Annotated in this window: 11 protein-coding genes; 1 reads left to right on the top strand and 10 read right to left on the bottom strand. The window is 56.5% G+C overall.

The genetic code is table 11. The features are described from left to right. Window positions 1-178 precede the first annotated feature (178 nt). From HPY71_10600 to HPY71_10580, 5 genes are all read right to left on the bottom strand, one after another. A complete protein-coding gene (locus tag HPY71_10600; protein NPV53959.1) occupies window positions 179-1474 on the bottom strand; it encodes an HD-GYP domain-containing protein in 1296 nt (431 codons plus the stop codon). A gap of 274 nt (window positions 1475-1748) precedes the next feature. Next, complete coding sequence (locus HPY71_10595; GenBank protein NPV53958.1) at window positions 1749-2435, bottom strand: hypothetical protein; 687 nt, start codon at window positions 2433-2435, stop codon at window positions 1749-1751. Between the two features lie 41 nt (window positions 2436-2476). Further along, on the bottom strand, window positions 2477-3637 hold the full coding sequence (locus tag HPY71_10590) for a hypothetical protein (GenBank protein ID NPV53957.1): 1161 nt from the start codon (window positions 3635-3637) through the stop codon (window positions 2477-2479). Between the two features lie 29 nt (window positions 3638-3666). Further along, window positions 3667-4233 carry a ribosome-associated translation inhibitor RaiA gene (gene raiA / locus HPY71_10585; protein ID NPV53956.1) on the bottom strand — a complete coding sequence of 189 codons (567 nt, stop codon included), beginning with the start codon at window positions 4231-4233 and terminating at the stop codon, window positions 3667-3669. Between the two features lie 161 nt (window positions 4234-4394). Then, the gene (locus tag HPY71_10580; GenBank protein NPV53955.1) at window positions 4395-5753 is read right to left on the bottom strand and encodes a radical SAM protein; all 1359 of its coding nucleotides are present in this window, start codon (window positions 5751-5753) and stop codon (window positions 4395-4397) included. A 313-nt stretch (window positions 5754-6066) separates the two neighbouring features. On the opposite strand from HPY71_10580, the gene HPY71_10575 reads away from it, so the two are divergent. Continuing rightward, on the top strand, window positions 6067-6351 hold the full coding sequence (locus tag HPY71_10575; protein ID NPV53954.1) for a zinc-binding protein: 285 nt from the start codon (window positions 6067-6069) through the stop codon (window positions 6349-6351). A gap of 113 nt (window positions 6352-6464) precedes the next feature. Here the strand turns inward: HPY71_10575 and HPY71_10570 are convergent, their stop codons facing one another. From HPY71_10570 to HPY71_10550, 5 genes are all read right to left on the bottom strand, one after another. Next, entirely contained in the window at window positions 6465-7904 is a 1440-nt protein-coding gene (locus tag HPY71_10570) for a hypothetical protein (GenBank protein ID NPV53953.1), read from the bottom strand. A gap of 471 nt (window positions 7905-8375) precedes the next feature. Beyond that, the gene (locus tag HPY71_10565) at window positions 8376-9008 is read right to left on the bottom strand and encodes a corrinoid protein (protein ID NPV53952.1); all 633 of its coding nucleotides are present in this window, start codon (window positions 9006-9008) and stop codon (window positions 8376-8378) included. Between the two features lie 107 nt (window positions 9009-9115). Further along, window positions 9116-10042 carry a glycyl-radical enzyme activating protein gene (locus tag HPY71_10560; GenBank protein ID NPV53951.1) on the bottom strand — a complete coding sequence of 309 codons (927 nt, stop codon included), beginning with the start codon at window positions 10040-10042 and terminating at the stop codon, window positions 9116-9118. Between the two features lie 357 nt (window positions 10043-10399). Next, the gene (locus tag HPY71_10555; protein ID NPV53950.1) at window positions 10400-11554 is read right to left on the bottom strand and encodes a hypothetical protein; all 1155 of its coding nucleotides are present in this window, start codon (window positions 11552-11554) and stop codon (window positions 10400-10402) included. Window positions 11555-11679: 125 nt separating this feature from the next. Next, window positions 11680-12804, bottom strand: coding sequence for a hypothetical protein (locus HPY71_10550; GenBank protein NPV53949.1), 1125 nt, complete (start codon window positions 12802-12804; stop codon window positions 11680-11682). Window positions 12805-12833 lie beyond the last annotated feature (29 nt).

Raw genomic sequence — 12833 nt, 5'->3', positions numbered from 1 at the left:
CTAAAATGTCAAGGTTCAAGAACTGCTGACTTGTGATCTTTGAAAAAAGCTCGTAAAGTCAGCCGGGCATCCTATTATCCAAGTTACCACGGGATAGAGAAATTTTCTTTAATTTACCTATTGACATTCCACCGTAAGTCTAAGAATATACTAATCCCCGGATGACAAACCTCACACTTCACTCTTTCGCCACATCCTGTTTCTTGAGGATATCCACAAAAGCCCCCACAACCTCGGCGTCGAATTGTTTTCCCGCGCTCGCCTGGAGCCGCCTAATCGCCTCTTCAGGCGGGAATGCTGGACGATAAGAACGCTCCGAGGTCATTGCATCATAGGCGTCAGCAACTGCAAGAATCCTAGCGGCCAGAGGGATAGATGTCCCTCGGAGACCTGTCGGATATCCCTTGCCGTCGAACCTCTCATGGTGGAAACGGACTATGTCTGAGGCCCCGCGCAGGAATTTCACTTCTTTTAATATGTTCGCGCCGATAACAGCGTGCTGCTTAAGTTGCGCAAAATCGTTCTCCGTCAGGGCGCCAATCTTATTCAGCAGGTCCTCGCTTATGCCGATCTTCCCGATATCGTGCAAAAGAGCCGTATATTCCACCTTTTCGATCTCCCCCTCGGGGAGGCGCATGTAACGTGCGATGGAGGTTGCATATTGTGCTACCCTATCAGAATGACCCCTCGTATATTCGTCTTTAGCCTCCAGTGCAGCCGCCAGAGCCCTCATCGTGCCGAAGTGAACCTCACGCATGTTCATATACTGCTGGAAGGAATAACGGGCCAGAAGAAGGGGGATGAAAAACAGGACGGTCCCGGCGACACCGACTGAGACATAAACGGCCGATATGAGAATACCCAGCGGGGCCAACGCGAGGTAGCTCGTCAACGCCCATTTGATGTTCATAAACCAGATATGGGAAAAGGGGATCCGCCGCTCGATTGAGATACACGCCGTCACCAGGGTCGAATTAACCAGGAAGTATGCGAAGGTACACACAAGTAGAGAAGGATAATCGCGCAGGATGTTGACGGGCCTGGCGATCGCGGTTAGGCCGCCCGTGATCTGGTAGAGCCTCCCTGCCGTCGCTGCCGCTATGGCTATCTGAGCTATATTGAAGGCGAATCGTATACCCGATGCGCGTCGTCTGATCCCGTTTACAATGCCTCCTACAGCAGCGACCCACGCCCCGCCGCCCGACCCCAGGGTCAGGATAGCAGCATAGTTGGTTGCAAACCCGACAGTCACGGCGCCACCCCGGGGCAAGGAGACAGGAAGCAGCTCCGCAAACGCTGTGAGTATGGCAAAGAATATAAGATGGGGTATGAGGTCGTGTGAAAGATTAAACCCTGTAACCAGAAGTATAGCTGCACCCAGGAAAACCATTGATATTGAATAGAGATGGAGCATAATTTCCCGCAACTTGAGGAGCAAAACGTGAATTGAGACCTCCTGCACCTTCGCCTTCACCTCTTCAACCTGGGGCCAGCCGCCGGCGAGTGACCGGGCTCACACCAGGTTTACCACCAAAAATTTGCTCCTCCGGCCAAGATCAAAGCAGCTAAAGCCAGGATGGCCTTAACGATGTTCTTCATCGCGCAATCCTCCATAGACGGCCTTTTCGACCGCTGGCGCAGGCACCATCATGTCCGGCGGCACCCGCGACAGGCGGCCAAAGTCCGCTCCGCTAGTCATTAACCGCTTTCGCCGGCTGACTGGCCCCAAGACTTTTAACGGTGTGCAGCTAATCATCACCGTAGGTTATTGTGATGTGTCGATTTATGGCGTGCAGTACAGCTCTTACGACCGCCTCCCCTTCATCCCTCCGTACCAGGGCGACCCCGGAAATCGGCTCCTCGCCACCCGGCGAGATAAACGAAACCAGGACAATGACAGCCATGCCCCGACGCATCTGAATTAACTGGACATCCTCGAGGACGAACGAGCACGCGCCACCCAGCAAACCCTCTATGGCGTGGGCCGTAGCGCTCGCGGGGAGCCTCAGCTTATTTTCCGCAGTAGGCGGTCCGAAGTCGTATCCCCTCGCAGCCCGGCCGTTGTAGTTCAGATCCACATAGAATTTAATATTGCCACTCTCAAACGAGCTCCGAAACCTCTCAAGCTCGATCCGTTTCTGGGGGACGTCAACCCCGCTTGCCCCGAGCTTCTCAAGGTTCTCGTCCCCGCCCACCTGCGCCACGCTGATTTTCCTCCGGTCAAGCCTGACCCCGAAGCGCACCATGCACGCAGATTCGATATCACGCACGATCTGCTTTGGCGGCCGCTCCTGCGTAGCAAGAACGTGGATCTCCTCGATAGCGCCGCTTGGTCCTAACATGAGGCGAGCTGTCGAGACTCCCCGAACTTCCTGAATGGCATTTTGAAGCTCAAGACTGGTCACGGTGGGTTTCGAGTTAATCTTGTCTTCCATAGCATTTTATGATATTCTATCTATCTCAGGAGATTCCTTCCTTATAATACACGCGGGATTCCACTTTTTTTAACAATATCCGTAAGAATCCGAATCCCCCCGTTTACAAGGGAGTGCCCACCCAGCAATATGGGTTTATGCTGGCTCATTACCACCGCCGCCCCGGTTATCGCCCTCACCAGGGGGTCTGCGACCAGCCCAGCGCGCCCGAGGTCCGAATTAAACCTGTCCGCCCTGGATGCGGCGATGCCGAGGTGGTAGAAGAGGATGCGCGTGTCGATAAATGCCGCATCGCAAACCTCCGCTAAAGCCCTGAAAAAGCCCTCCGGCCCTCCACTCGCCTCAAAAAGAAAACCGAGGAGCGTTCGCACTCGCCCTCGCACTCGGCCGGAATCCTCACCCGCGCCCGTCGTAATATCCAAGGCCTTCATCCCGCGCTCTTCGGAAAGCACCCTCACTCTGCACTGGGTGTTTCTATTGAGATGCAATACAGTTAGAGGGTTAACCCTCCCGAAGAGGCCAACCCCGGCCATGGGGGTACGCAGGACCTCCATGGCACGCTCGAGACACGGGCGCCTGTCATTAAAGTGCGCGAGCTCCACTCGCGCCCTGGGGCCGATATCAGGGTGGAGACCCAGTATCATCGCATCGGCCGGGGTATCAACGTCAAATACCGTCCCGGTAGTCTCCTCCATCCGCACAAGGGCGAGCCCCCTCTTGAGCTGCAGTATCATGGCCAGGCCATTGTCGGTCGCAGGGAGATCCTCATCCTCCATGAGAATGGCGCTCGCCGGGTTAAGACCTATTATATCGGAGGAGAAGAAATTATTCGTCACGATGATCCCGGAGCTCGACGCCAGACACTGGACGACACGCTGCATCTCGTCGCGCGCCAACAATGCCCCTGCCCCGCCACCCATATAGATGATCGACCTCGGGCGGTGATGGGCCACTATCTCCTTGAGCCTCCTGCCGACGTGGAAATCCACGTCGCAATTCAGTTCAACATCTGCGCCTAGCCTTGCAGCCTCCTCCGCCAAATCCGCATAGTTTGTAGAGACCACAACGCGCTCAATTCCACTTAGAGACTCAAACTTCTCAAGGTTGTCGAGGGTTATAGCCTTCCGTGCGTTCGCGAGCCTCGTCTCGACCTCGCTCCCGGGGCTGCCGCCCTCGAAGATCACGAGCACATTTCCTTTCATGAGTTCACGTCTCCGTCAAGCCGTCTCCATCAAAACTCGGGCTCAATCAGGCCGTAATTGCCATCCCTCCTGCGATAGATGACATTGACCTCCTCGGTTTCAGCATTCGAGAATACGAAAAAGTCGTGGCCCAGCAATTCCATTTGCATCATAGCCTCTTCAACAGACATGGGCTTCACCGCAAATCTCTTTGTCTTGACAATCCTGGGCTCCTCATCCTCCACTTCCTGAGCCGCAGGCTCCGGGCCGGCAGCCCCGGACCATTCGCGGAGCGCCGCCTCTACAATCTCGTTTCCTGCCTGGCGGAGCTTCCGGTTTATCCTGGTCTTATACTTCCGTATCTGGCGTGCGATCTTATCTACCGCCTCATCTATCGAGGCGTACATATCACCCGTCCTGGCCTCGCCCTTCAGCAGAAGGCCGTCAACCTGCAAGGTGATATCCACTATATGGAAACCACGTTCGATATCGAGCATAACCTGGGCGTCTATAAGGCTTCCCACGAAAAACTTCTCGATCTTCGCAACCTTTTTTTCGGCATAATTCCTTAACGCCGGAGTCAAATCGATATTCTTGCTCTTCATAGTGATTTCCATGAGACCAGCCCCTTTCAACGTAGCGCCGCGATGACGCCGGTATCAACCATATTATTTCCATCATCGCCGCTGTATTTCCTTAGTTCCATGTATAGAGGGAAAATCCTTCTCCCCATCCTTTAAGCATTTAGCATCTCGCCAGTCGCCAAATCATCCAACATCTAGCGTCTCACCAGCCGCCGGACCGCCCGCTGCAAGGGCAGAATCCGCCTCCGGAGGAACGCGCCGGTCTTATAATATACCCGCACCCGCGGGTCGTCAAACTCGTAAGCATAGTCAAACAGCGAGCCACCGAGCCTTCCCTCCTGCCTGAGCCGCTCGGCGATGGGGGTCCCGACCAGGACCTGCAGCCTCGGCAGATAATCGGTCGGTGAAATGGGCACCCTGGACAGCGGGTAGCCCACCCTGCGCAAGAACGAGAGGTTTTCGGATAACTCCTCGAAGGTTGTGTAGGGATGCAGGAGGATGAAGCCCAGGCTGAAATCCACATCCAGGTCCCGGAGGGTGCGAATCGCCCTCTCATTCTGCTCGACGGTCGTTCCCTTATTGAAGATATCAAGCGCCCTCTGCACGCCAGATTCAATACCCAGGAACACCTCCTTCACCCCGGCCCGTTTTAGAAGCGCAAAGAGCTCCCTGTCCACCTCATCGGCGCGGCAGGATATCCGGAGCGCTATACCTGGCTTTCCACCGGGCCCCCTCGCATTCTCCCGGATTAAAAGCTCAGCAATCCTGGCCGCTCTTTCCCTACCCAGCCTGCCCGGTCCTATGAAGGTATCATCCACGACCCACATGTCATCAACCCCGAAATCCCTGGCAAGCATCATCATCTCCTCCAGCACGCCCTCCGGTGACCTGGCGCGCCACACCCGGCCGGGCGAAAGCCCATAAAACGCCCGTATGCTGCAAAACGAGCAATTCCCATAACAGCCCCGGCTCGTCGAAATACACGCCTTTCCCCCGCGTCTCAGGACTGCCGCCAGCCAGTCCCGGGCCGGGAGCTGGAGGGAATCAAGCTCCGGGACCAGCTCTCTCGGAGCTGTAGGGACTATCTCTTCCCCCTCCCTGTATGCCAGCCCGCTCACGGTCTCGAGCGACCGGCCCTCCTCGAGTGCGCGCGCGAGCTCGATGATGGTTACGTCCCCCTCCCCGCGGACAACTGAATCAACACCATAATCACCATTGAGGATCTCTTGGAAGGCGAAGGTCGGGAAGTGGCCGCCAGTGGTTATATGGACATCCAAACCTGCCTGTTTTAAAGACCGTTTCAAGGACCTTGTCAGGTTCAGCGGGATTTCCGCCAGCAACTGGAACAGAATGGAGATGCCTATGAGCCCGGGCTTTCCCTCCAGGGCGCGCTCCACAACAGCGTCTATCGATAGATTCTCAATCGACGCATCCAGCAGGGTAACCTCGTGCCCCGCCCTGCGAAGGCCTGATGCAATATAGCCGAGCCCGAGGTTTTCGATGGTGTCAGTAATGGATGCGTGGCGAGGTGGGTTTATTAGAAGAACCTTCAATTCGGATCGCCTCCTAATCCTTAAAACAATTCTACAAATTTAGAGCCGCATCCTGCTTGCAAATTCCTGGAGCGAGAAGTATAATAGTATTGCAAAACTTGTTCAGGTCTGTGGTTGAAAGTCGATGCCGGCCGCGGGCAAAGCGACCCACGTAAGGCAGCGTAGAGAGAAAAAGTTGTCGATCATGGCGCGGTTTAGAGGTAAGTCCTGATCCAGATGGGCGACGAGAGACCTCATGGCAGGCGAGTGTGGGGGCAAAGACCAGGTCAGCTGAGCAAGGGCGCGATTTTCAAAAAGCGAGGGGATCGGGTTAATGGAGTTTAAGGACAAGGTGCTCACGTGCCGGGACTGCGGAGCCGAGTTCGTGTTCACCGCAGGCGAGCAGCAGTTCTACGCGGAAAAGGGCTTCGAAAACGAGCCCGTCCGCTGTAAAGAGTGCAGGGTCGCCAAAAAGCGGGCGCGAAACGAGTCGGGCGGGACGAGGGAGCTCTACACTATCATCTGCTCGGCTTGCGGCAAGGAAGCGCAGGTCCCATTCAAGCCTCGGAATGACAGGCCTGTATACTGCAAGGAATGCTTCGAGGCCCACAGGGTATAAGAGCACCTGCCGCGGATGTCGGGTAAAGCCGCGTAGCACTGTCGCTCAGTTCAATAATGTGGCCCAATTGAAAATGAGGGTGTGCGTGGCGCAAGTCTGTGCCACGCTTTTTGTTATCTATAGCGTAAAACAGGAGGGTTGTTGCCGGGCCAGAGCTCCAGCTGCGGGGTCTGGGCGGGGCCTCCCGGATTCGCCGAATTCCACCCCATAGTCGCGCGTTTTGTCTCGCTCGCAGCGTAATCGAAGAGCTCCCGGGCTGTAATAATCCCGTCTTGCGAGGTGTCAGCCCTCCTCCGGTCGGTCCCGAGCGCCTTGACTAGGGCCGATGTAAATACCCCATGCCCGTTCACCTCATAGGAGAGCTCATCCTGCGATGATGCGGTGAGCACGGTGTACCCGCTATTCCTCAAGGCCTTCATGGCGAGAACGCCGCCCATGAGCGCCGCCTTGCCCATCTTGCCTGTTGCACCCGCATCCAGCACCGCACCCCGCACGCCCTTCACCCTGGTAGCTGCTGGCGCTCCGGCAGCCGCTGGCACCCCGGACCTCGCAGCTCTCGTGACATTTCCGTTTATGAAGGCGCCACTATAACATGAATCGAGGATGACCGTTATCTTCTGCGATGGAAGCCCCCTGAGCCAGTCGGCCAACTCACCATCGGTTATATCGCTTCCCCAGCTCAACGGGGAGGAGTCATATGGGCAGATAACCTCCTTGCTCCCATCCAGCGCCCTGGCGCCGTGGCCGGAGTAATACAGCACAAAGAAGTCCTCACGATTCATACGCTGGCCGATCCCCTCTATCGCTTGCCTGATGCCTGCCTTGCTGGCGGCGCTGTTGGTAAGCAGGCCCCCCTGCCCCACAAACGACCCGGGCGTCATGAGCGCGTCACGCATTGCAGTTGCGTCCGCCACGCACCCGGTCAAGTCATTCACGCGCGGATCCATATAATCATCTATGCCGATGAAGAGGTAATAACCTATTCCAAGCTGCACGGGGCCAATTGGGGTCACATGCCCGGCCTCGACCCTGACCTGGGTCTTTACAGGGTCTCTATAATCTGGGTGAGAGATAATGAGCGTCCATATCCCGGGCGCCACATTGTCGATCCTGAAATAGCCGCTGGAATCGGTCCCGGCGGATACGCTCGTGCCCTCGACCAGGACCCTGGCCCCGCTTACGGGATCATGTCCCTCCGGGGCAACTGCGAGCCGCGAGACAGTCATGGACCTGCTCGTACGGCCAGCATAAACATACCCTTCGATAGATCCCGTCGACTTAGACGACCCGGACGACCCATCAGTCCCCCCTGATCCTGGCGGTGAAGACTCAGGGGAGCCTGGGGTATACGCCCCTGGTGTCCCGGAGAATCCGATTCCGCAGCCGCTCAGGACAGAGACGATAAGGGGAAACAGCAGGACTAGCAGCAACCACCGGGGGAGCGCCCCGAGTATCCCGGAGGACCAGGGAAATCTGCCGGACGTGATAGATCTGACGGACCTGGTAGACCTGGCGGGCGACCTGGTAGAGAACAAAGTTGAGTCTTTCCTCATCTTCCAGCCATCCTTCATAATTTCTAGCGTTTATATAATTCGACAAGAAATGATAAATTCCGCCTTGCCGGATGGGCTGGATATAATGGAATTTAGTGGGTGCAGGACGTTCAGAGTGTGGCCCTGGTTCAGAACATTCAGAACGTCAAAACATCGGAACGTCAGAACATGAGAGGAGAAATAAACGAAAGGCTGTCTCACATCCCCCACCACTCGACCCGGCGATAGTCACCGGTCCGGTTAATAGTAACCTGCTCAGTGGGCGTGAGACAGCCGGTAAAACCTAAAACCCGAGGACTAAGATGATATAACCGTCTAAGGTACGGATTCTAAGATATAGATACAGAAGCAATACAGAAGCGATATAGATATAAGATTAAGATTTAGATAATAGGATTTAGATAATAGGAACAACTAGAACAAATAGGCCGGATGTTGCAACAGACTACCGCAACAGGCCATTGGCAGCAGCTATTGTAGTAACCTCTTCGCAAGATCAACGGCTGAGCTTGCATCAGGGGCATACCCGTCTGCCCCGATCTCGTTCGCATACTTATCCGTCACAGGGGCTCCGCCTATCATTACCCTCACCCTCTCGCGCAGACCCGCTGCCTTCAAGGCCTCTATCGTCTCCTTCATGGAGGGCATGGTCGTGGTCAAGAGCGCTGACATGGCCACATGGTTTGGCTTATGCTCCTTGACAGCATCCACGAACTTCTGAGGGGCAACGTCTATCCCGAGGTCGACAACCTCAAACCCGGCACCCTCGAGCATCATCTTAACCAGGTTCTTGCCTATGTCGTGGAGGTCTCCCTTTACCGTGCCTATGACCACCTTGCCCACAGGCTCCATATCAGTCTCTGCCAGGATCGGGCGGAGAACATCGAGGGCGGCATACATGGCCCTGGCGGCAATGAGCATCTCGGGGACGTAGATCTCGTTCCTCTTGAACCTGTCTCCTACTATCCCCATGCCAGGGATGAGCCACTCCTTGACGATCACGACAGGGTCGACGTTCTCCTTGAGCGCCTGCTCGGTAAGCTCTTTTGTCTTTGGTGCATTCCCGGAAATGACAGCATCCTGAAGCTCTTGGAGATTTACCATTCAAAAATACCTCCCTGAGACCAAAGTATTCTTACAGAAAATTCTCCATGACCCCTAGAATCCCTGCTCCATTCTCACAGTTCAATAAAAAATTCTGCGATTCTGCGCTACCCCTTTACAACCTCGAGCCCTCTACGCCCGAAGGCCGCCCTGATTGCCTCCATCCGGTCATTCTCGGGAGGCAGAGTCTCCTCGCATGCATATGCCCGTCCGAGCTTCCTATACTTGACCCCGCCGAGCCTGTGGTATTTGAGCGGCTCGACCGCGGGCTTGTGTTCCAGCTTGCTCAGAAACTCGACGATTGCCTCTATATTGGCCTCCTGATCGGTGTACCCGGGAATCACCGGGACCCGCACGAGCATAGCCGCTCCCGTCCGGGATATCCTTACGACATTCTCCAGGATCAATTCGTTTCCAACGCCCGTTATCTCCCGGTGCAAGTTTGAGTCCATCTGCTTTATGTCGTAAAGGAATAGATCCACATAAGGCAGGACGGCCTCGATGTTCTTCCAAGGGACATGGCCGCATGTATCCACTGCCGTGTGAAACCCCCGGGCCTTGCAGGCTTTAAGCAGCCCGGCGACGAACTCGTATTGAATGAGCGGCTCCCCGCCCGAGACCGTGACCCCACCCCCCGAGGTCTTGTAGAATACACTATCCCTCTCTACATCACGGAGGACTTCATCGATACTATAGAACCTCCCGGCAAGGCTCAAAGCCCCGGAAACGCAGACCTCCGCGCACCTCCCGCAGCCGGTACACTTCTCCCTTACGATCCTCCCGGGGGCGTCCGGCCTTATCACGCCCTCCGGACATGCCTTGAAACACCGCCCGCAGCCTATGCACTTGTCGGGAGCAAACATTATTTCAGGATGTATGCTCTGCGATTCAGGATTGTGGCACCAGAGGCACCGCAGGGGGCACCCCTTGAAGAAAACGGTCGTCCGGATGCCGGGGCCGTCATGCGTCGAGAAACGCTGGATATCGAATATGAGACCGTGATCCGGCCCGATGCCCGGAACCCCATAATCCACCGCTACCGCCAAGAAACTTCCACCCTCTTCCTCCGCCTTCCTTCGCGTTTCCCCTCGCCCATGAACCCTGAAAGCGAAAAAAGACCCGTATATGCTGAGCCGACCTTTGCTGGGCAGCCCTTAGTTGGGCAGCTACCCTTGCAGCCAGCCCTCTGGAATAAGCATATCTCAAAAGCACCTGAAATGCAATATTCAGGTTCAACCCCACCTGATGATTGCCAGTATGATGGCAATACAGAGGGCTGTCGCCACGCCCAGAGGCATATAAGCCTCGATGAATCTCATACAGAGCAGGTGGATATGCCCCATAGACCTGCGTCGCAGCCGCGCCCGGCCGCATCCAGCGGGCCCGCTCCGCTACTTCACCTTCCTCACGATTACCCCATCGAGGAGGGCCTCTATCTGCTCGCGACTGCAATAAGCTGGCTCCCACATGGCTGCGTTCGCCGCCCCAGCCGCCGTGCCCCAGCGGATGCACTCGGGTAGGGGCATCCCGGAGACCATTGCGTACGCGAAGGCCCCGACAAACGCGTCACCTGAAGCTACAGGATTGACCTCCTCGACCTGCGGGGGCACCGCCTCCCAGATGCCCTCCTCGATCTGGCGGCTTCCAGCGCGGCCCGCAATGCCGGGCGGCGTAGCCGCGACTCCAGCAATCCCGACATCAATATCGGGCCCAGGTTCAGATCCGGACCCGGGCCTGGCGCCGACCAGAGCACCGTCACGACCCAGCGAGAGAACCACAACCTGAATGGACATGTCAAGCAGGGCCCGGACCGCCCTCAGGGCACCCTCCCGGGCACCAAGCTCCTCGGCAGGACCCGGGTCACCCCCGCCAGGACCGGGACGCCGGCCCTCGCCCTCTTCCCCGCTACCTGTATTCCTGCCATGAGCGCCACTGCTCCTGTGGTTAGCATTTAACCCCGCAAACAGGGCCTCTGCCTCCTTGAGGTTCGGCTTGACCATGAAGGGGGCCGCCTTGATGCCGTCGGCAAGGGCCTCATCACGGGTATCGAGGATGGTCTTAACCCCGAGCGATTTCGCATAGGAAATCACCCTGGCATATATCCCCACAAGCCCCCTGCACGGCACGCTCCCAGAGAGGATGACGAACTCGGGCCGGCGCGCCTTTATCAGGTCGCAGAGCCTTGATTCGATCTCGGCGGCCTCATCCCGTGTGATCTCCGGCCCGTCTTCGTTGTATTCAGTTGCAATCCAGGGGTCCTCTTCCAGGACCGTGGCGACCGTGCGGGTAAGCCCGCGAATCCTGACAACCTCGCCGGTTATCTTGTCCTCCCGCATTAGGTCCTCGAGAAAGGAGCCGGACCACCCCCCGGCGATGGTAAAGGCTATATTCGGGTAACCAAGAGAATTGAGGATGCGGGCGATATTCAGACCCTTTCCCCCGGCGACGTACTTTACCCTCTTGACGTGCACCCTCTTTCCCGGCTCAACCCGGTCCACAAAAACGGTCTTGTCGAGACAGGGATTCAACGTCACGCTAATTATCATGAATCCGATATCCACCTTTCCCGAAGATAACCCTGACTGATCACCCGCGGCCAGGACCCGGGATACCGCTATATGCCGCCGGACAAGCCATGGGCACTAATCAAGCCATGAGCACTAATGAAGTACTATGGCAACACGATTTCCCTCGCGGTTCTAAACATGGCAACAACATTCTCAGGCGGCACGTCAGGCTGGATATCGTGAACCGGGTTCACCACATAACCCTCGGGCCCAAGCTCCGTCACCCTGCGCCGCACCTCATCGGCAACCTCCTCCGGGGTGCCCTTGGGCAGCACATAGGATGTATCGATCGCGCCCCAGAAGCAGAGCTTATCGCCCCACTTCTGCTTTAGGACCTTTGTATCCATCCCCTGCGCCGATACCTGGACCGGGTCAAGGATGTCCACGCCGATCTCCACCAGGTCATCCAGGAACGGCATTATATTCCCGCAGGAATGGTAAAGCAACTTCGCCTTTGTCATGCTCTTTATGCCAGCGAAGTATTCCTTCTGAAACGGCTTCACCATCTCGCGGTAGAGGTCGGCGCTCATGATAGTGCTCTGAGCGGTCGCGAGGTCGTCCCCCACAAACACGATATCAAGGTATTCCCCGACGGCATCCAGGAATACCTCGTAGCGCCTGAGCTGGCAATCGACCATCTTCCTCATCAGGGCCCGCGCGAACCCCTTGTTTATCATGAGGTCCATCAAGAAATCCTCGAACCCCCGCAGGTACCAGCAGGGTTCGAATATCCCCGTCTCGATCATGTCGCCGACGATAGCATACTTGCCCTCCCTGTGGAGCGCCGCGGCCCGCTCGCGCAACCCCTCGATGCGGCCGGGATCCTCGGGATCGGGCCATTTGAACTCATCCAGGTATTCGATGTTCTTGCCCCTAAGGGGGTTCTCCACCATGTCGTAGTACAGGCCGCCCTCGGGCATGTGATACTTGATCCCCCACTCGCTTATGTAGGTATTCTCATCGATCACTATATCCTGCCACCTGGCCGGAGGCTTGCCGTGTATGCCCCTGGTGTCGATCTCGAGGGTGTTGAGCATATCTTCGTCGATCGCTGCTATCTGGAAGTTCTTCATGATCAACTCGTCAGGCGCATTGATACCGAGGAACCGCTTGAGATTCTGATACGCCTTCAAGGTCATCGTTGTGCAGTTCGTTGAGCCGAGGTCCATTGGTATACGATCAGGCTTCTCATGGTTGATGGCAGCGAGGACCCTCTCCTTGGATCGCATGGTTTTCACGGTGCATCCCCCTCCCTTGA

The sequence above is a fragment of the Bacillota bacterium genome (genome assembly GCA_013178125.1).
Classification (GTDB): Bacteria; Bacillota; SHA-98; order Ch115; family JABLXJ01; genus JABLXL01.
Note: the sequence above shows the minus strand (reverse complement) of the source record. Positions and strands in the feature narration are given on the sequence as shown.

What these genes read in the sequence shown, in the direction of transcription:
- HPY71_10595 (NPV53958.1), bottom strand. Translation starts at nt 2,435, where the DNA reads ATGGAAGACAAGATTAACTCGAAACCCACCGTGACCAGTCTTGAGCTT.
- HPY71_10590 (NPV53957.1), bottom strand. Translation starts at nt 3,637, where the DNA reads ATGAAAGGAAATGTGCTCGTGATCTTCGAGGGCGGCAGCCCCGGGAGC.
- raiA (NPV53956.1), bottom strand. Translation starts at nt 4,233, where the DNA reads ATGGAAATCACTATGAAGAGCAAGAATATCGATTTGACTCCGGCGTTA.
- HPY71_10575 (NPV53954.1), top strand. Translation starts at nt 6,067, where the DNA reads ATGGAGTTTAAGGACAAGGTGCTCACGTGCCGGGACTGCGGAGCCGAG.
- HPY71_10570 (NPV53953.1), bottom strand. Translation starts at nt 7,904, where the DNA reads ATGAGGAAAGACTCAACTTTGTTCTCTACCAGGTCGCCCGCCAGGTCT.
- HPY71_10565 (NPV53952.1), bottom strand. Translation starts at nt 9,008, where the DNA reads ATGGTAAATCTCCAAGAGCTTCAGGATGCTGTCATTTCCGGGAATGCA.
- HPY71_10555 (NPV53950.1), bottom strand. Translation starts at nt 11,554, where the DNA reads ATGATAATTAGCGTGACGTTGAATCCCTGTCTCGACAAGACCGTTTTT.
- HPY71_10550 (NPV53949.1), bottom strand. Translation starts at nt 12,804, where the DNA reads ATGCGATCCAAGGAGAGGGTCCTCGCTGCCATCAACCATGAGAAGCCT.